This is a genomic window from Saccharothrix mutabilis subsp. mutabilis (genome assembly GCF_039521145.1).
Classification (GTDB): Bacteria; Actinomycetota; Actinomycetes; order Mycobacteriales; family Pseudonocardiaceae; genus Actinosynnema; species Actinosynnema mutabilis.
The window spans coordinates 180050-197809 of record NZ_BAAABU010000007.1; the positions used below are offsets into that span (position 1 = coordinate 180050).

The following is a 17760-nucleotide window of genomic DNA, read 5'->3' on the forward strand; positions in this document are numbered from 1 at the left end:
CGAGGTCCGCTCGGGTTCCCGGGAACTTCGGCGATACCCGCCCGCGCACGCGCCCCGCCCCACTACCTTCGGTCGGCATGGCACGCCGTTCCGGGACCGCGGTCGTCCTGTCCCACCTGGAGTTCGACCTCCTCTGGGAGGACCTGGGCGCGGGTGACCCGCCCTACCCGCTGGAAGTCCCCTCGCACGGCGAGACGATGGCCGAGCGGGACGCCCTGGGCGCGCGGGTGTTCCAGGCGCTCGGAGCGGCCGGCCTGGCCGACGGCGAGGACGTCGCCCCCGAGCTGGAGGACCTGTTCGGCCACCTGACCGGCAGCACGCTGTCCGTGGACGCCCTGGTCTTCCGCCCCCGGCCCTGGCGGGTGCTGGCCGCCGTGCGCGGCGGGCGCGGGGTGCTGGCGGTGCTCAACGACCGCGAGGTCGCGCTCGAACCCGTCACCGACCTGGTCCCGGCCGTGGCGAAGGTCGTCGGCGACGCCCGACCCGGGCCCGGCGACCAGGTCCGGCTGCCCCGCGGCGCGTTCTCGGCGGCCGTCGACGCCTACGCGACCGGCGGCTACGCGGCGCTGGAACGCGCGCTGGCCCAGGCGGGCGTCACCGGGCGCGCCACCCGGGCGCTCACCACGCTGCTGGAGTCCGGCCGGGGCGCGGCGGGCCAGCTCGCCGCCACCGGCCCCGGCGGCCGGACACCCGTGCTGAGCTGGACCGACACCACCGCCGGCCGGTACGCGATGGTGCCCGAGGACGTCGCCGGCGAACCGTGGGTGCGCATCGTCCCGGCCGACGGCGCGGCGCTGGTGCGTCACCTGACCGCGTTGCTGGACGAGGTCCGCTGACCGTCCGACCACCACGCCGGCGCCACCTCGGCCACCACCGCCGTGCCCTGCGCGAGGGCGTCCTCGGTCGCCGCCTCGGCCAGCCGCCGCACGACGCGCGCGAGGTCGTCCGGCCGCAGGGTGAACGCCGACCGGTCGAACTCCAGGCCGACGAGCTTGCCGTGCAGGTCCACGGTCACCGACACGCCGTCGCCGGCCGCCTCGCCGCGGATGTCGTCCAGCCGTGCTCCCAGGCCCATCAGACCCTCCACGTCGTCGGGGTGGTGTCCTCGACCTCGTCCGACCCGCTGGTGCCCAGACCCAGCTCGCCCAGGTCGCCCAGGGCGTGGGCGGCGCGGGCGTCGGCCCGCGCGGTGGCGGTGTTCACCAGGGTCAGGATGGTGCGGGCCAGGTCGCTGCCCTGGCGCAGCGCGCGGCCGTCCAGGGTCAGGTCCAGCAGGCAGCCGCCGGGGCCGACCTCCACCGCGACCCCGCGGTCCGGGTCGTGGGCGTGTGCGCTGATCACGGGTGCACCCCTCCGTAGAACTTGCCCGAGCCGAGGCTGTGGGTGTTGCGGCGGACGGCGTCGCCGGAGTTGCCCTCGATGAGGGTCACGGTGCCGCCGTCGACCTTCTCGACGATGCCGATGTGCGTGCTGGTGGCCGGGCTCTGCGGCCCGGTGCCGAACAGCAGCACGTCACCGGGGCGGACGTGCTTGAGGTTCGTGTACGCCTTGCCGTTGCGCTGACCCCACCGGAAGACGTCACCGGTGAACGGCAGCAGCGGGATGTCCACGCCCGCCTTGCGCCACATGGCCGTGGCGAACGACGAGCACCACGCCGCCGTCGGGCCGTACGGGTTGCGGTTGCTGCCCGGCGGGTTCTCCCGCGTGCCGATCTCCCTGCGCGCCTTGGCCAGGATGGTCCGCGCCCGGCCGCGCTCGCGGGCCCGGGACGGCCTGGCCCGGCCGCGGGTGCGCTCCGGCCGGGCGTCGGCGACGCCGTCGTGCTCGACCTCGCGCTCCAGCGCCTTGAGCCTGCGCGCGGCGTCTTCGAGCTCGTCGCGGGCGGTGCGGAGCGCGGCGGCGGTCTCCTTGGTGTAGCGGGGTTCGAGGTCGGCCGCCGCGGCGACCGCCTTGAGCAGGGCGGCGCGCGTCCCCACCGCCACGCCGGCGTCGAGGACGCGCACGGCCCGGTCCAGGTACTCCTCGACGGCCTGGCGCGCCCGCGTGTGGTTGGTGGCGAGGGTGGCGCTGACGCCGGCGACGACCCTCTCCGCGTCCCGGGCGGCGTCGGCGGTGACCCGGAGTTGGCGGCCGATCCGGTTCGAACGCTTCTCGAAGCCCTCGGACTGGTCGCCCCTCCAGTTGTCCAGGACGGTCCGGGAGGCCTTGCGGTGGTCCTCGTGGCCCTCGGTGAGGGCTTCGGCGGTGCGGTTGAGCGCGTACTGGGCCTTGACGGCGTCCTCGGCCTTGCCCGCCAACGCGTTGCGGTGACCGATCATGCTCTCGGCGAAGTGCTTCGCCAGCGCGCGGGTGTCCACAGTGGTCAGTCCTTCAGGGAGCGGGCGGTGTCGTCGTCCTGGTCCCGGTAGGACCGGGCGGCGCGGGCGGCGGAGTCGGCGAGCCGGTCGGTGTTGTGCGCGACCGCCTTGACCTGCCCGCGCAGGGCGGCGGCGAACCCGTCGAGGGCTTCGGCGAACCCGGACTGCCGGCCGACGCGCCCGAAGCTGTCCTCGGCGATCTCCCGGACGTCCCGCACGTGCCCGCGGCCCAGCGCGGTGAGGTCGTCGGCGGTGCCCCGGGTCCGCCGGGTGAACTCCCGCAGCACGTCGAGGTCCACGGAGAACCCGCCCGACCCGCCGCGACCACCGCCGCCACCCGAACCGCCGCCGCGGGAGCCGTTGTCGCGCAACGCCTTCACGCCCCGCCGCGCCTCGTCCAGGTACCGCCGGTAAGCGCCGTTGGTGTAGGTGGACCACGGCGTCCAGGACCGGCCGTCGCCGGAGATCCGGTTCGCCGCCTTCGCGTTCTCCGCCGGGTCGAACAGCTCCCGGTCGGACTCCAGCCCGAACTCGCGCCGCCGCGCGGGTCCGAGCGAGCCGAGCATGTTGATCTGCCACAGCCCGTAGGAGTCGTCGGGCGGCACGTCGTTGTGGGCGCGGGGGTCGCCGCCGGACTCGGCCAGCGCCACCGCCACCGCGATCGTCAGGTCCTCCCCGCGGAACCCCGCGTCGTGGGCGTGCCGGGCGATCTGCTCGGGACTCAGCCTGCTCATGACGCCGACCCTGGCCCGGCCGCCACCCCGCCGGGTACCCCCGTTGCACGCTCGGACAGCGGCTGTGCACGGGGGAGCTACAGTCGAACATGTGAACGAAGGGCTGTTCGACGAGGGCTTGTTCGGCGCCACCGACGAGGAGAAGGCGCAGCGCATCGCCGCCAACGCCCCGCTCGCGGTGCGGATGCGCCCCCGCACGCTGGACGAGGTGGTCGGCCAGGGCCACCTGCTCGGCCCCGGCGCGCCGCTGCGCCGGCTGGTGGAGGGCTCGTCCCCGGCGTCGGTGATGCTCTACGGCCCGCCCGGCACCGGCAAGACCACCCTCGCCACGCTCGTCTCCCAGGCCACCGGCCGCCGGTTCGCCGCGCTGAGCGCCCTGTCGGCGGGGGTGAAGGAGGTCCGGGCGGTCATCGACGAAGCGCGCCGCCGCCTGGTGCGCTCCGGCGAGTCGACGGTCCTGTTCATCGACGAAGTCCACCGGTTCTCCAAGACCCAGCAGGACGCCCTGCTCGGCGCGGTGGAGGACCGGATCGTGCTCCTGGTCGCCGCGACCACCGAGAACCCCTTCTTCTCGGTCGTCTCACCCCTGCTGTCCCGCTCGCTGGTGCTCCAACTGCGCCCCCTGAGCGACGACGACGTCCGCGCGCTGGTCCGCCGCGCCACCGAGGACGAACGCGGCCTCAACGGGGCCATCACCATCGCCCCCGACGCCGAGGACCACCTGGTCCGCCTGGCCGGCGGCGACGCCCGCCGCGCCCTGACCGCCCTCGAAGCGGCGGCGGACGCGGTCACCGACGGCGTCCTGGACCTGGCCACCCTGGAGGCGACGGTGGACAAGGCGGCCGTGCGCTACGACCGCCAGGGCGACCAGCACTACGACGTGACCAGCGCGTTCATCAAGTCCATCCGGGGCTCGGACGTGGACGCGGCCCTGCACTACCTGGCCCGGATGATCGAGGCGGGCGAGGACCCGCGGTTCATCGCCCGCCGCCTGGTCATCCACGCCAGCGAGGACGTGGGCATGGCCGACCCGACGGCGTTGCAGACCGCGGTGGCCGCCGCCCAGGCCGTCCAGCTCATCGGCTTGCCCGAATGCGCCCTCAACCTGGCGCAGGCCACCGTCCACCTGGCCACCGCGCCCAAGTCCAACGCGGTCACGGTCGCGATCGGCGAGGCCATGTCCGACGTGCGCAAGGGCCTGATCGGGCAGGTCCCGCCGCACCTGCGCGACGGCCACTACGCGGGCGCGGCCAAGCTCGGCAACGCCCAGGGCTACCGGTACCCGCACGACGTCCCCGAGGGCGTGCTGACCCAGCAGTACCCGCCGGACGACCTGGTCGGCCGCGACTACTACGCCCCCACCGGTCGGGGCGCGGAGCGCTACATCGCCGAACGCCTGCCCAAGCTGCGCAAGGTCGTGCGCGGGGACGAGCAGAAAACCTGATGACGATCACGGCTGCCGTCTGCGACGGTGTGCGCCGTGACGGATGCGCCACCGCCCAACGGGCACGCCCTCCTCGACTTCAACTCACCGCTCTCGGACGCCAAGTCCTACGAGCTGATCGCCGGCCTCGGCGACCTCCGGGACAAGACGGTGGTGGACTACGGCTGCGGCTGGGCCGAACTGCTGCTCCGGGCGGTGGAGCACGCGCCGGGGGCGACCGGCGTCGGGGTGGACGGCGACGACTACGCCATCGCGCGCGGCACGGCCAACGCGCGGGCGCGCGGCATCGCCGACCGGGTCCGGCTGGAGTTGGGCGACGTGACCACCTGGGACGGGCCGGTCGCGGACGTGGCGATCTCCATCGGCGCCTCCCACGCCTGGGGTGACGCCCGCGCGGTGCTGGCGGCGATGCGGACCAGGATCCGCCCCGGCGGGCGCCTGCTGCTGGGCGACGGCTACTGGGAGCGGGAACCGTCGGACACCCTCCGCGAGGCGTTCCAGGGCGACGCCCTGGGCACCTTCGAGGACCTGGTGGACCTCGCCCTGGAGTCGGGCTACCGCGTGCTGCGGCTGACCACGGCCAGCCGGGACGAGTGGGACAGCTTCGAGTCCCGCTGGTGCGCCGCCCGCGAGCTGTGGCTGCTGGACAACCCCGACCACCCCGAGGCCGCCGCGGTCCAGAAGGTCGTCGACGACCACCGCGACCTCTGGATCAAGGGCTACCGCGGCGTGCTGGGCTTCGCGTACCTCACGCTCGCCCGCCGGTGAGGGACCCCCGTCCCGTCCGGTCGGGGATGCCGGACGGGACGGGGGTCCCGACCCGGAGCCTGCGGTCACCCACGCGCACCAGCGTCTCGATCGACCTCGTCGTGTAGGCGGGCGGGGCGATCACGCCCGAACAGCGGCTCGCGCCCGACGCCGCGGCCACCGAGCGCGCCACGGTCACCTCGTACTGGTTGTCCAGGCCCTGCACGGTCACCACGCGCACGTCACCGCCCTCGACCGGGCGTTCGTCCACCGCGAGCACCGAGTCCACGCCGCGCAGCCCGAAGGTCTTGCGGACCGCGATCTCGGCGTACTGCGACCACGGGCTCGGCGCGGACGTCCGGCCCCGCAGCTGCTCCGCCACGACCTGCCCGACCAGCGCCGACTTCGCCACCAGGGCCGCCTCGCCGGGGTCGAGCTGGCCGTGCAGGAAGCCGTCCGGCACGACCAGCAGGTTGCCCGCCCACCGGTCGCCGCCCACGTGGCTGACCTCCCACGCCCGACCGGGGTGGTTCTCGCCCAGCACGGCCGCCAGGGGCCGACCCAGCACCGCGCAGCACATGTCCTTGGTGCCGTGCGTGCAGACCAGGAACAGGGGGCCGTCGACGCGCTCGCCGTGGCCGGGGACGCCCGCCGCGACGGCGGCCACGTCCAGCGACGCGAGGTCGGCCAGGTCGGCGACCTCGATCTTCTCCAGCCACCGGTTGCCCGGCACGCCGCTGCCCACGTAGACGGTGTGCGGCGCGTCGGGGTCGCGCTGGTGGCGGCCGGGACGGCGGATCAGCAGCGGGCGCAGTCCGGCGGCCCGCGGCCCGTCCAGCCGCCCCGGCCCGAACACCGAGGCCAAGGTCTGCTCCAACGCGTCGGCGGGCCACGGGCCGGGCTGCTCGACGAGCAGCCACGACGTCATGAGCGTCGCCGTCCCGGCCGGGTTCCCGCCGAGCTGGCGCGTGAGGACCGCGCAACCCGGCAACCAGTCGGAACTTATGTTAGGCATACCTAAGCCTAACGGATCACTCCGGCGCGAGCACCCCTTGTGTGACCAACTCTCCGAGCAGCGCCCGGACGGTGGCCCGGTCGAGGACCGGCGCACCCGCCTCGACCAGCTCCTTGATCGGGTGCCGAGCGGCGCCGACCAGGACCTCCAGCACCGGGGCGGCGGCCTTCGCGAACACCAGCCGCTTGCCCGCCGCGGCCAGCGAAACGGTGTCCCGTCCCAGGTCAAGCACAGCACGCGGGGTCAGCAGCCGCACCTCGGACTCGTCGCCCGGCGGGAGGAGGTCCACCGTCGCCGTCCACGGCAGGCCCACGTGCGAGATCGCGGGGGCCTGCGCGTCGCGGTGGTCCAGGAACCGCGCCACCACGTCGTCGTCCAGCAACGCGGCTACGCGTTCCCGCAACTCACGCGCCCGTTCGGCCTTCTGCTCGGGCGTGCCGAACCGGGGCAGGTCGGTGCGGAACACCTCCTCGGCGCGCAGCTGGTCGGCCAGCCACGCCACCAGGTCCACGCCGGTCGCCCGGTTGAACCCGATGGTCAGGTGCAGCGACTCCTCGCCGACCGCGGACACGTCGTGCCAGTGCCCGCGCGGCACGTAGAGGACGTCGCCGTCCTCCAGCATGAAGTCGTCGATCGGCTCGCCGGTCGGCTTGTCCGGCAGCACCACGTCCCGCTGGAGCGGCGCGGGCCGGGTCACGCCGTGCACGCGCCACCGCTTGCGGCCGGAGATCTGGATGATGAGCGCGTCGTGGTCGTCCCAGTGCACGTCGAAGCCGTGCGTGACGCCCCACCCCGCGTAGAGGTTGACCTGGACCCGTTCCCGCAGTTCGTGCTCCAGTTGGGCGGCCAGGTCGCCGACGGGTCCGAACATCTCGTGGACGGAGTCGAGCACCAGCGTCGCGCCGCCGCGCATCTTCTCGGCGAACGCGGCGGGCAGCAGCCGGGACACCGGTCCCGTGCGCCGGGTCTCGACGGTCTCGGCGTAGGAGTGCGTCGGGACGACCTCGCCGCCCCGCGCGAGCCGCAGCCGGGGGAACTCCAGCCGGTGCTGCCGCAGCACCCGGTTGACCTCCGACCACGGCAGCAGCTCGGCGAACCGCCCCGCCCGACCGGTGAACCGCTGGTGGGTCCGGCCCTGCACCGCGTCGAAGAACTGGCTGACCCCGATCGGTGCGACGAGGTCAGCCAGGGTCGGGACGGTCACTCAGTCGTTGCCGTCGGTGTCGTCCAGGGCGCCGTTGGCCTTGTTGCGGTCGACCGCGCTGGTCAGCGACTCGGCGCTGAGCAGCAGACCGCTGGCCTGGGGGGTCTCGTTCTCCATGCCGGTTCCTCCTCGGGTGGGGGGGGTCGGACGGAAGATCACGCTACGACAACGAACTCGGCGAAGTCATCGGTCATTTGAGTAGTCCTCACTCCGATCCCGTCACGTGGGAACGGCCCAAGGGAGATCCACCAGAGGTCATTCGGGTGCCACCCGGTAACCTCTCTGGAACCACGCCCAAGCTCGCCTTTCAGGAGGACTCGTGTCGCCAGGGCAGATCGCCGCGCTGGTCGCCGCCGGCGCGTTCGTGCTGCTGGTGATCCTGCTGGCCATCCCGTTGATCAAGCTGGGCCGCACGCTGGACGAGGCCACCATCGCCATCCGCAAGGCGCACCAGAACAGCGACCCGATCTTCAGCGGCGCGAACACCACGATCACGCACGTGAACACCCAGCTGGAGCGGGTGGACGGCATCACGGCCAACGCGCGCGCGGTCACCGGCAACGTCTCCGCGCTGACCTCGCTGTTCACCGCCACCCTGGGCGGTCCGCTGGTGAAGGCGGCGGCCCTGTCCTACGGCGTCAGCAAGGCCGTCAAGGCCCGCCGCAAGGCCGCCCAGGAGCCCAAGAAGCACTCCCGCCGGGGTCGGCGATGAGGCGCCTGTTCTGGTTCGGGCTGGGCATCGCCGCGGGCGTGTTCGCCACCCGCAAGGCGGGGCAGGCCGCGCACGCCGCCACCCCGGCGGGCATCGGGGCCAACGTCGGCGAGGGCCTGCGGGAGCTGGCCGGCGCCATCGGGTCGTTCGGCGCGGAGGTCCGCGCGGGAATGACCGAGCGCGAGCAGGAGTTGCAGGACACCGTGGAACGCCAGACGGGCTTCACGCCGGGTCGGCGAGCGCGCAGGGCGAACGACCGCTGAGGTCGTTCGCCTCGCCGTGCCCTGATTTCCACTCGTAGACCCAAGGACAACCCGTGCAGACCCACGAGATCATCAAGCGCTTCCGCGAGCACTTCGAGAACAACGGCCACACGGTCGTGCCGAGCGCCTCGCTCATCCTGGACGACCCGAACCTGCTGTTCGTCAACGCCGGTATGGTGCCGTTCAAGCCCTACTTCCTGGGCGAGGCCCCGCCGCCGTTCAAGCGCGCCACCAGCATCCAGAAGTGCGTGCGCACGCCCGACATCGACGAGGTCGGCAAGACCACCCGCCACAACACGTTCTTCCAGATGGCGGGCAACTTCTCCTTCGGCGACTACTTCAAGGAAGACGCCATCCGCCTGGCCTGGGAGCTGGTCACCAACCCCCAGGACAAGGGCGGCTACGGGTTCGACCCCGAGCGCATCTGGGTGACCGTCTACGAGGACGACGACGAGGCCCAGCAGCTGTGGCAGAAGGTCGCCGGCCTGCCCACCGAGCGCATCCAGCGCCGTGACGGCAAGGACAACTACTGGGACATGGGCGTGCCCGGCCCCGGCGGTCCCTGCTCGGAGATCTACTACGACCGCGGGCCCGCCTACGGCAAGGAGGGCGGCCCGGTCGTCGACGAGGACCGGTACCTGGAGATCTGGAACCTGGTTTTCATGCAGGACGAGCGCGGCGAGCTGAGCCCCAAGCTCGGCCACAAGCCGGTCGGCTCGCTGCCGAACAAGAACATCGACACCGGCATGGGCGTCGAGCGCGTGGCCGTGCTGTTGCAGGGCGTGGACAACGTCTACGAGACCGACCTGGTCCGCCCGGTGATCCAGAAGGCCGAGGAGCTGTCGGGGCGCAAGTACGGCGACAACCCGGTCGACGACGTCCGGTTCCGGGTCATCGCCGACCACGCCCGGTCGGGTGTCCTCATCGTCGGTGACGGCGTCACCCCCGGCAACGAGGCCCGCGGGTACGTGCTGCGCCGCCTGCTGCGCCGCATCGTCCGCTCGGCCCGCCTGCTGGGCGTGACCGAGCCGGTGCTGGTGCAGTTCGCCGAGGTCGTGCGGGACGCCATGGGCCCGGCCTACCCGGACCTGGTCAGCGGGTTCCCGCGGATCGCCCAGGTGCTCAAGGCCGAGGAGGACACGTTCCTGCGCACCCTGGAGGCCGGGTCGCGGATCTTCGACAACGCCGCCGCCGAGGTCAAGGCGGACGGCCGCGCCACCCTGCCGGGTGACAAGGCGTTCCAGCTGCACGACACCTACGGGTTCCCGATCGACCTCACCCTGGAGATGGCCTCGGAAGCGGGCCTGACCGTGGACGAGGACGGGTTCCGCAAGCTGATGGCCGAGCAGCGCGCCCGCGCCAAGGCCGACGCCGCCGGCAAGAAGACCGGCCACGGCGACCAGACCGTGTACCGGGAGCTGCTGGAGCTGGGAGCCACCGAGTTCACCGGCTACTCCGAGCTGGCCTCCGAGGCCACGCTGCGCGGCATCATCAGCGAGGGCAAGCGGGTCCGCTCCGCCAAGGAAGGCGACATCGTCGAGGTCGTCCTGGACCGCACCCCGCTCTACGCGGAGTCCGGCGGCCAGGAGAGCGACGCCGGCGTGATCGTCTCCGGCGGCGCCGAGCTGGAGGTCGTGGACGTCCAGAAGGTGGCCCGCAAGCTGTGGGTGCACCAGGTGCGGGTGGTCTCCGGCGAGATCGCCGAGGGCGAGCACGTCGAGGCCCGCGTGGACCCGGAGTGGCGCGTGGGCGCCCGCCAGGGCCACTCGGGCACGCACGTCGTGCACGCCGCCCTGCGCCAGGTGCTCGGCCCGTCGGCGTTGCAGAGCGGCTCGTACAACAAGCCCGGCTACCTGCGGTTGGACTTCGCCTGGACGGGTGGCCTTTCCGACGAGACGCGCAGCGAGATCGAAGAGGTCTCCAACCTGGCCGTCCGCAAGGACCTGCCGGTGCGCGTGGTCTACACCGACATGGGCGGCGCCCAGGAGATGGGCGCGGTCGCCCTGTTCGGCGAGACCTACGACGACACCGTGCGCGTGGTCGAGATCGGCGGCCCGTGGTCGCGCGAGCTGTGCGGTGGCACCCACGTGGAGCACTCGTCGCAGATCGGCCCGATCACCGTCATCGGCGAGTCGTCGGTCGGTTCGGGCGTGCGCCGCCTGGAGGCCTACGTCGGCATCGAGGCGTTCAAGTACCTGGCCCAGGAGCGGGCCCTGGTGCAGAACGTCGCCGCCATGCTCAAGGTGCCCGACGCCGAGGTCCCGGCCCGCGTCGAAGCCCTGGTGGAGCGGCTGCGCAACGCCGAGAAGGAGCTGGAGCGGGTCCGCGCCGCCCAGCTGATGTCCTCCGCCGGGTCCCTGGCCGAGCAGGCCCTGGACGTGCGCGGCGTCGCCCTGGTGGCGCTGGCCCTGCCCGAGGGCACGGCCGCCGCCGACGTGCGGACCCTGGCCGGCGAGGTGCGCAACCGCCTCGGCGACCGGCCCGGCGTGGTCGGCCTGTTCGCCCCCGACGGCGACAAGGTGAGCTTCGTGGTGGCCACCACGGCCGCCGCCCGCGACCTCGGGCTGGCCGCCGGCAAGCTGGTGCCCGCGTTCGCCCCGGCCGTGGGCGGTCGCGGCGGCGGCAAGCCGGACCTGGCCCAGGGCGGCGGCACCAACCCCGCCGGGGTCGGCGAGGCCCTCGCCGCCCTGCGCACCGAGGTGGACCGCGCCGTTGAGCAGCACTGACCGTCCCGGCGTCGACGACCCCGGCCTCGGCCGGAGGCTGGGCGTCGACGTCGGCTCGGTGCGGGTCGGGGTGGCGCTCAGCGACCCCGGGGCGTTCCTCGCGACCCCGCTGGTTACCCTGTCGCGTGACGAGAAGACCGGCCGGGACCTGGTGGACCTGGCCGGGCTCGTCACCGAGCACGACGTCGTCGAGGTCGTGGTCGGACTGCCCCGAACCCTGGCCGGGCGGCACGGGCCGGCGGCGGAGGCGGCGGCGGCGTACGCTGCGGCGTTGGCCGAGCGCGTCGCACCGGTTCCGGTGCGGTTGCACGACGAACGGCTCACCACCGTCACGGCCGGCCGTGTGCTCGCCGAGCGCGGGGTGAAGGGCAAGAAGCAACGCGCCGTCGTGGACCAGGCAGCCGCCGTCGAGATCCTCCAGTCCTGGCTGGACGCGCGGGCGCGACATGTGGCCCGCTCCGCGGACGAGGAGCAGGCCCCCGGACCGAAGGACCGCACGTGAGCGACGACCTCGGGTTGTTCAGCGAACCTGACGTGCAGCACCGCGAGCAGGACAGGCAGCGCGGCAAGGCCGCGGCAGCCGCCCGCCGGGCCAAGGCGCGCCGGAAGAAGACCGTGCTGTGGCTCGTGGTGGCGCTGGTGCTGGTGGGAGGTGGCGCCGGCGCGTACTACGGGTACCAGCAGCTGCGCGGCATCGGCTCCTACGAGGACTTCGAAGGCGCCGGCGAGGGCGACGTCGTGGTCGAGGTCAAGGACGGCGACCTGGTGACCACGATCGCCACCTCGCTCAAGGAGCAGGGCGTCGTGGCCAGCGCGCGGGCGTTCACCGAGGCGGGGGAGGGCGACTCGCGGGTCACCGCCATCCAGCCCGGCTTCTACCTGATGAAGACGAAGATGTCGGGCAAGGCCGCGGTCGAGCGGATGGTCGACCCGAAGGCCAAGGTCGTGCCGCTGGAGGTCAAGGGCGGCAACGTCCTGCACGACATCACCGCGCCCGACGGCAAGGTCACCAAGGGCATCCTGACGATGCTCTCGGAGGCCTCCTGCGCCGAGCTGGACGGCGTGAAGAAGTGCGTCACCCCGCAGGAGCTGCGGGACGCGGCGGAGAACGCCGACCCGGTGGCCCTGGGCGTCCCCGACTGGGCCGTGCCGGACGTGACCAAGGCGCCCAAGGAGCACCGCCTGGAAGGCCTGATCACCCGGGGCCTGTACCACCTCAAGCCGGGCGCGTCGGCGGTGGAGCTGCTCAAGAGCGTCATCGAGACGTCCAACACCAGGCTCCAGGGCTACGGCATCCCGGGCGGCACGACGAAGACCGGGTTCCGCCCGTACGAGGTGCTGGTCATCGCGTCGCTGGTGGAGAAGGAAGGCCTGGAGAAGGACTTCGGCAAGATCTCCCAGGTCATCTACAAGCGGCTGTCGGAGAACCACATCCTCCAGTTCGACTCGACGGTCAACTACAAGCTGGAACGCCCGATCATCACCACCAGCGACGAGGACCGCGAGCGCTCGGGCCCGTACAACACCTACAGCGTCAAGGGCCTGACCCCGACCCCGATCGGCTCGGTGAGCCGCGAGGCCATCACCGCGGCCATCACGCCCGAGCCCGGTGGGTTCATGTACTTCGTGAAGTGCGAGAAGGACGGCACGTCCTGCTTCTCGGACAACATCGACGAACACAACCGCCTGGTCGCCAAGGCGCGCGCGGAGGGTGTCTTCTGACCGTGGCCGCACGTCACGCCGCGGTGATCGGCTCACCGGTGTCGCACTCGCTGTCCCCCGTGCTGCACAACGCGGCCTTCGCGGCCCTGGGGTTGTCGGACTGGTCCTACGGGCGCGTCGAGTGCGCGGAGGACGGCGTGGAGGCCCTGGTCAGGGGCTTGGACTCGTCGTGGGTGGGCTTGTCGGTCACCATGCCCGGCAAGCGCGCCGCCCTGGCTGTGGCGTCCTCGGTCTCGCCGCGCGCCGCTCTGGTGGGGGCGGCGAACACGTTGGTGCCCACGGCTGAGGGCTGGCACGCCGACAACACGGACGTGGACGGCGTGTTGGGCGCCCTGCGCGCGGCGTGCGGCTTCACTTCCGGCTCCCGAGGCGTGCTCTTGGGCGCCGGCGGCACCGCCACGGCCGCTCTGGTGGCTCTGGCGTCCGTGGGCGTGCGGGACGTGTCGTTGGTCGTGCGCTCGGTGAGCCGGGCGGGTGAGGCTTCGGCGTGCGCCGAGCGAGCCGGTGTCTCGTTGACCTTGGTCCCGTGGGACGAGGCGGACTTCGCCGGTCTGGCGGCTGCGTCGGACGTCCTGGTCAGCACGGTCCCACCGGCGGCCACCGAGCCGATCGCGTCGGAACTGGCCGAGTCGCCGTGCGTGCTGGACGTCATCTACCACCCGTGGCCGACGCCGTTGGCCTACGCGGTGGAGAAGCGCGGCCGTGCCCTGGCGACCGGCCTGGACATGCTGATGCACCAGGCGTTCGGCCAGTCGGAACAGTTCACCGGCCGACCCGCTCCGCGCGAGGCCATGCGCACGGCACTGCGCGCCGCCACGGACAACGTCCTCCCGCTGCCGCTGGGGGAGTAGCCGGGAACACACGCCGGAAGGCCCTGCCCGCGTCGAGGGTGCGGGCAGGGCCTCCCGGAGTGGATCAGGCCTCGTCGAGGTCGGTCGCGATGAGCGACGCGATGGCTTCCAGCGCGGCGTCCGCGCCGTCGCCGTCGGCGGCGAGCACGACCTCGTCGCCGTGCATCGCCCCGAGGGTCATGAGGCCCAGCACGCTGGCCGCCTCGACCGGTTGGCCGTCCTCCTTGCGGATGGTGACCTTCACCGGCTGACCGGCCGCGGCCTTCGCCAGCACCGCCGCCGGGCGGGCGTGCAGGCCCACCTTGCTCGCCACGGTGACCCGTCGCTCAGGCATGATCCGTCCTTTCGTCGTTCACGGATGTGCAGGTCAGGACGCTGCCGCGCCGGACTTGCCGTCCTTGTTCCCGCCGCCGTCCGCCTCCACGGCGCTGGGGTCGGCCTCCGGGTCCTCGTCCTCGTTGCGGCCCGGCGTGCGCAGGTTCCACTTGGTGATGACGAACCGGAACAGGAAGTAGTAGACCACCGCGTAGACCAGGCCGAGCAGGATGATCAGCAGCGGCTTCTGCGCGATGCCGAAGTTGAGCGCGTAGTCGATGAAGCCGGCCGAGAAGTTGAAGCCGTCGTGGATGCCCAGCGCGTTGCTGATCGCCAGCGACGTGCCGGTCAGGAACGCGTGGATCACGTACAGCGGCCACGCCACGAACATGAACGCGAACTCCAGCGGCTCCGTGACGCCGGTGATGAACGCGGTCAGCGCCGCCGAGCCCATGATGCCCGCGATGAGCTTCTTCTGCGCCGGGCGGGCCGTGTGGATGATGGCCAGCGCCGCCGCCGGGAGGGCGAACATGAAGATCGGGAAAAAGCCGGTCTGGAACGTGCCCGCGGTCGGGTCGCCCGCCAGGAAGCGCGGGATGTCGCCGGTCTTGCCCTCGTACTCGCCGAACTGGAACCACACGATGTTGTTGACGATGTGGTGCAGGCCCAGCGGGATCAGCAGGCGGTTGACGAAGCCGTAGATGCCCGCGCCGACGATGGTGCTGCCCGTGACGGCTTCACCGACGGCCTTCAGCCCCTCGTTGAACCAGGGGTAGATCAGGCCCATCAGCACGCCGAGCACCACCATGATGCCCGCGACGATGATCGGCACGAACCGCCGCCCGCCGAAGAACGCCAGGTAGGGAGGCAGCTTGATGCGGTGGTACCGCTGCCACAGCACGGCGGTCAGCAGACCGACGACGATGCCGCCGAGCACGCCGTAGTTGATCAGCACGGGTTTGGCGGCCGGGTCCGTCGGCTGGTCCAGGACCAGCGGCGACATCGCCTTGAACACGCCCGTCAGCACCACGTAGCCGACCACGGCGGCCAGACCGGTGGAGCCGTCGCCGCGGCGGGCGAAGCCGACCGCGATGCCGACCGCGAACAGCAGCGGCAGGTTGGCGAACAGCGCGTCACCCGCGTTGCCGATGACGGTCGCGACCTGGTTCCAGCCCAGCCCGTCCTTGCCGAGCAGGTCGTCCTGGCCCAGCCGCAGCAGCAAGCCTGCGGCGGGCAGGACGGCGATCGGCAGCATGAGGCTGCGACCGAACCGCTGGAGACCTGCGAGTCCCTTGATCTCACGGCCGCCGGTCGCCTGAGGGGCGCTGGCGCTCATGGGTTACCTCCCTTGGCGGAGAAAGGGCCGGATTCCGGGACGGTCCGGTCCAGTTGCATGGTCACCTGGTAGAGATCGCCCCGGTACCAGGACGTCATGTCCTCCACGGGGCGCCCAGCGGAGCTGGTGACCCGGCGGAAGACCAGCAGCGGACTGCCGGTTCGGACACCCAGCAGCCTCGCGGTCTCCGGGTCTGCGCCTTCGGCCCAGACCGTCTGCCCGGCGTGGTCGAGCTGGACGCCGTAGGTGTCGGCGAGCAGCGTGTAGAGGGAGCCGGTCAGGTCGTGCCGGTGCAGGTCGGGGACGACCCGCCGGCTGTACCAGCCGCGCTCCACGGCCAGCGGCACCCCGTCGGCCCGGCGCAGCCGGACCACGTGGCACGCGGGCTCGTGCGGGGGCAGGCCGAGCGCGGTGGCCGCCGCGGGCGGCGGGACCTCCTCGGCGCACCCCAGCACCTCGGTCGCGGGGGTGAGCCCGCGCCTGCGCATGTCGTCGGTGAACGACTCCAGGTAGAGCTGGACGTCCATCCGGCGGCGGGCGGTGAACGTGCCCCGCCCCTTCGCCCTGGTCAGGAGGCCCTCGGCGACGAGCTGACCGACCGCCGCGCGCACCGTGATCCGGGAGACCCGGTACCGCTCGGCGAGGTCGCGCTCGGACGGGATGGCGGAGCCGGGGGGCAGCTCCTGCTCGGCCATGCGCCGCAGGATGTCGCGGAGCTGGGCGTGCTTGGGCTTGGGCCCGTCCACGATCTCGTCGCGGTTCATGACACCTCCCCGTGCTCGCGCTCGCAGACCGGGATTGGTACTTTCCGGTCTAGACCAGTTGGTGCGGGGAGGATGCTCCGCGCGCCAAGCGGGTGTCAACCGCCGTTACGCGACCGTGGCCGAGCGGTGGCACCCTCACCACAGGTGTGTCGAGAGAGGACTGCGAAGTGGCGGACGACAAGGCGGCTGGGATCCTCGCCGCGCTCGGTGGGGCGGACAACATCATCGAGATCGAGCCGTGCATCACGCGGCTGCGCTGCGAGCTGGAGGACGGCTCGGTCGTGGACGAGGCGGCGCTGAAGAAGCTCGGCGCGCACGGCGTCATGCGGCAGGGCAACGTGGTCCAGGTGGTCGTGGGCCCCGAGGCCGACACCATCGCCAGCGACATCGAGGACCTCCTGTGACGGTGCGCGTGGGCAGTCCGGTCAGCGGGCGGGTCGTGCCGCTGTCCGAGGTGCCGGACCCGGTGTTCGCGCAGGCGATGGTGGGCCCGGGGATCGCCGTGGAGCCCGACCGGGTGGCGGCCGAGGTCGTGTCCCCGGTGGACGGCACGGTCGTCACGCTGCACCCGCACGCGTTCGTCGTGGCCACCGGCGACGGCGCGGCGGTGCTGGTGCACCTGGGCATCGACACCGTGAAGCGCAAGGGCGAGGGCTTCACCCTGCACGTGGTGAAGGGTGAGTCGGTCCGGGCCGGCCAGGCGATCGTGACCTGGGACCCGGCCGAGGTCGAGGCCGCCGGCTTCGCCCCGATCTGCCCGGTCGTCGCGCTGGACGCCGGCGCGGACGCGCTGCTCGACCAGGCCCCGGACGGGCCGGTCGCCGCGGGTGACGCGCTGTTCTCCTGGCGGCGCTGACCTCCTCACTCGACGGCGGGCGCGACTGAATGGACCATTCAGTCGCGCCTCGCCTTGTGCGCCGAACGGCCCAGTCGGCACGCTGGGTCCATGGTCATCCACTCGCTGTCAGGTCTTCTGGTCGGGGCCTTCGGGGCCCGTCTGCTGCGTTCGCTGCCGCGCGGCGCGTCCGTGCACTGGGCGTGGTGCGCGCTGCCCACCGCCGGTCTGTGGGCCCTGTCCGCCGCCGCGGGGGTGCCGCCCCGGTGGCTGCCGGTGTCGTTGCTGGTCGCCTGGCTGGGCGTGCTGCTGTCCGTCGTGGACTTCCGGCACCGACGCCTGCCCGACGCGCTGACCCTGCCCGCCTGTCCGCTGGTGGGGGGTGTGCTGGCGGTGTGCGGGGCGGATCTCGCGCGTGCCCTGGGTGGTTGCCTGGCGTACTTCGGGCTGCACTTGGTGGTGCACCGGCTGTCACCGGCGTCCCTGGGCGGGGGAGACGTGAAGCTGTCCGGGGCGCTGGGTGCGGTGCTGGGGTCGGTGTCGTGGGTGGCGCTACCGGTGGGCGCGGTCCTGGCGAGCGCCATCACGCTGTTGGTCGCGCTGTGGCGGCCCAGGGACGGGCCGCCGCACGGGCCGGGGCTGGTCGGCTCGACGTGGCTGGTGTCACTGGCCGGTGGGTAGCGGCGGCGCGCACCTGACAGATTCGGGTGCGACGTCGGTAACCAGGGCTCTCGG

Annotated in this window: 21 protein-coding genes; 12 read left to right on the forward strand and 9 right to left on the reverse strand. The window is 72.7% G+C overall.

Annotated elements, in window-relative coordinates; genetic code table 11:
- Window positions 1-77: 77 nt before the first annotated feature.
- The gene (locus tag ABD126_RS18530; protein WP_343935119.1) at window positions 78-836 is read left to right on the forward strand and encodes an ESX secretion-associated protein EspG; all 759 of its coding nucleotides are present in this window, start codon (window positions 78-80) and stop codon (window positions 834-836) included.
- On the opposite strand, the gene ABD126_RS18535 is transcribed toward ABD126_RS18530, so the two are convergent.
- Genes ABD126_RS18535 through ABD126_RS18550 form a run of 4 tightly spaced genes read right to left on the reverse strand, consistent with a single transcriptional unit; the run spans window position 803 to window position 3091 of the window.
- The gene (locus ABD126_RS18535) at window positions 803-1075 is read right to left on the reverse strand and encodes a YbaB/EbfC family nucleoid-associated protein (protein WP_343935120.1); all 273 of its coding nucleotides are present in this window, start codon (window positions 1073-1075) and stop codon (window positions 803-805) included. The two genes, ABD126_RS18530 and ABD126_RS18535, sit on opposite strands and share 34 nt — an antisense overlap.
- Window positions 1075-1341, reverse strand: a complete 267-nt coding sequence (locus tag ABD126_RS18540; RefSeq protein WP_343935121.1) for a YbaB/EbfC family DNA-binding protein — start codon at window positions 1339-1341, stop codon at window positions 1075-1077. Before ABD126_RS18540 ends, ABD126_RS18535 begins: the two co-directional genes overlap by 1 nt.
- Complete coding sequence (locus ABD126_RS18545) at window positions 1338-2357, reverse strand: CHAP domain-containing protein (RefSeq protein ID WP_343935122.1); 1020 nt, start codon at window positions 2355-2357, stop codon at window positions 1338-1340. The genes ABD126_RS18540 and ABD126_RS18545 overlap by 4 nt, the downstream gene beginning before the upstream one ends.
- Before the next feature lie 5 nt (window positions 2358-2362).
- The gene (locus ABD126_RS18550; RefSeq protein WP_343935123.1) at window positions 2363-3091 is read right to left on the reverse strand and encodes a type VII secretion target; all 729 of its coding nucleotides are present in this window, start codon (window positions 3089-3091) and stop codon (window positions 2363-2365) included.
- A gap of 91 nt (window positions 3092-3182) precedes the next feature.
- Here ABD126_RS18550 and ABD126_RS18555 point away from each other — a divergent pair, with 91 nt between their 5' ends.
- On the forward strand, window positions 3183-4535 hold the full coding sequence (locus tag ABD126_RS18555) for a replication-associated recombination protein A (RefSeq protein ID WP_343935124.1): 1353 nt from the start codon (window positions 3183-3185) through the stop codon (window positions 4533-4535).
- A gap of 36 nt (window positions 4536-4571) precedes the next feature.
- Window positions 4572-5303, forward strand: coding sequence for an SAM-dependent methyltransferase (locus ABD126_RS18560; RefSeq protein ID WP_343935125.1), 732 nt, complete (start codon window positions 4572-4574; stop codon window positions 5301-5303).
- Here ABD126_RS18560 and ABD126_RS18565 read toward each other — a convergent pair.
- Entirely contained in the window at window positions 5284-6297 is a 1014-nt protein-coding gene (locus ABD126_RS18565; protein ID WP_343935126.1) for a ferredoxin family protein, read from the reverse strand. The genes ABD126_RS18560 and ABD126_RS18565 overlap by 20 nt on opposite strands.
- A gap of 16 nt (window positions 6298-6313) precedes the next feature.
- Entirely contained in the window at window positions 6314-7501 is a 1188-nt protein-coding gene (locus tag ABD126_RS18570; protein ID WP_343935127.1) for a cupin domain-containing protein, read from the reverse strand.
- A gap of 319 nt (window positions 7502-7820) precedes the next feature.
- Here ABD126_RS18570 and ABD126_RS18575 point away from each other — a divergent pair, with 319 nt between their 5' ends.
- The 6 genes from ABD126_RS18575 to ABD126_RS18600 are packed head-to-tail and all read left to right on the forward strand — an operon-like array spanning window position 7821 to window position 13775.
- Entirely contained in the window at window positions 7821-8213 is a 393-nt protein-coding gene (locus tag ABD126_RS18575; RefSeq protein WP_343935128.1) for a DUF948 domain-containing protein, read from the forward strand.
- The gene (locus tag ABD126_RS18580; RefSeq protein WP_121227867.1) at window positions 8210-8476 is read left to right on the forward strand and encodes a hypothetical protein; all 267 of its coding nucleotides are present in this window, start codon (window positions 8210-8212) and stop codon (window positions 8474-8476) included. Before ABD126_RS18575 ends, ABD126_RS18580 begins: the two co-directional genes overlap by 4 nt.
- Window positions 8477-8529: 53 nt before the next feature.
- A complete protein-coding gene (gene alaS / locus ABD126_RS18585; protein WP_343935129.1) occupies window positions 8530-11202 on the forward strand; it encodes an alanine--tRNA ligase in 2673 nt (890 codons plus the stop codon).
- Window positions 11189-11704 (forward strand): Holliday junction resolvase RuvX, encoded by a 516-nt coding sequence (gene ruvX / locus ABD126_RS18590; protein ID WP_343935130.1) that lies wholly within the window; start codon window positions 11189-11191, stop codon window positions 11702-11704. The genes alaS and ruvX overlap by 14 nt, the downstream gene beginning before the upstream one ends.
- A complete protein-coding gene (gene mltG / locus ABD126_RS18595; RefSeq protein ID WP_343935131.1) occupies window positions 11701-12924 on the forward strand; it encodes an endolytic transglycosylase MltG in 1224 nt (407 codons plus the stop codon). The genes ruvX and mltG overlap by 4 nt, the downstream gene beginning before the upstream one ends.
- 2 nt (window positions 12925-12926) lie before the next feature.
- Window positions 12927-13775, forward strand: a complete 849-nt coding sequence (locus ABD126_RS18600; protein WP_343935132.1) for a shikimate dehydrogenase — start codon at window positions 12927-12929, stop codon at window positions 13773-13775.
- Window positions 13776-13839: 64 nt separating this feature from the next.
- Here the strand turns inward: ABD126_RS18600 and ABD126_RS18605 are convergent, their stop codons facing one another.
- From ABD126_RS18605 to ABD126_RS18615, 3 genes are read right to left on the reverse strand one after another with little or no spacing between them, the layout of a single operon-like run.
- Window positions 13840-14109, reverse strand: a complete 270-nt coding sequence (locus ABD126_RS18605; RefSeq protein ID WP_343935133.1) for an HPr family phosphocarrier protein — start codon at window positions 14107-14109, stop codon at window positions 13840-13842.
- A gap of 33 nt (window positions 14110-14142) precedes the next feature.
- On the reverse strand, window positions 14143-15426 hold the full coding sequence (locus ABD126_RS18610; protein ID WP_343935134.1) for a PTS transporter subunit EIIC: 1284 nt from the start codon (window positions 15424-15426) through the stop codon (window positions 14143-14145).
- Window positions 15423-16190: a GntR family transcriptional regulator gene (locus ABD126_RS18615; protein WP_343935135.1), complete on the reverse strand. Its 768-nt coding sequence runs from the start codon at window positions 16188-16190 to the stop codon at window positions 15423-15425. The genes ABD126_RS18610 and ABD126_RS18615 overlap by 4 nt, the downstream gene beginning before the upstream one ends.
- Before the next feature lie 167 nt (window positions 16191-16357).
- On the opposite strand from ABD126_RS18615, the gene ABD126_RS18620 reads away from it, so the two are divergent.
- The 3 genes from ABD126_RS18620 to ABD126_RS18630 all read left to right on the forward strand — a co-directional run bounded on the left by ABD126_RS18620 (window position 16358) and on the right by ABD126_RS18630 (window position 17706).
- On the forward strand, window positions 16358-16594 hold the full coding sequence (locus ABD126_RS18620) for a PTS sugar transporter subunit IIB (RefSeq protein ID WP_309114811.1): 237 nt from the start codon (window positions 16358-16360) through the stop codon (window positions 16592-16594).
- Window positions 16591-17046, forward strand: a complete 456-nt coding sequence (locus ABD126_RS18625) for a PTS sugar transporter subunit IIA (protein ID WP_343935136.1) — start codon at window positions 16591-16593, stop codon at window positions 17044-17046. Before ABD126_RS18620 ends, ABD126_RS18625 begins: the two co-directional genes overlap by 4 nt.
- Before the next feature lie 90 nt (window positions 17047-17136).
- Entirely contained in the window at window positions 17137-17706 is a 570-nt protein-coding gene (locus ABD126_RS18630; RefSeq protein WP_343935137.1) for a prepilin peptidase, read from the forward strand.
- Window positions 17707-17760 lie beyond the last annotated feature (54 nt).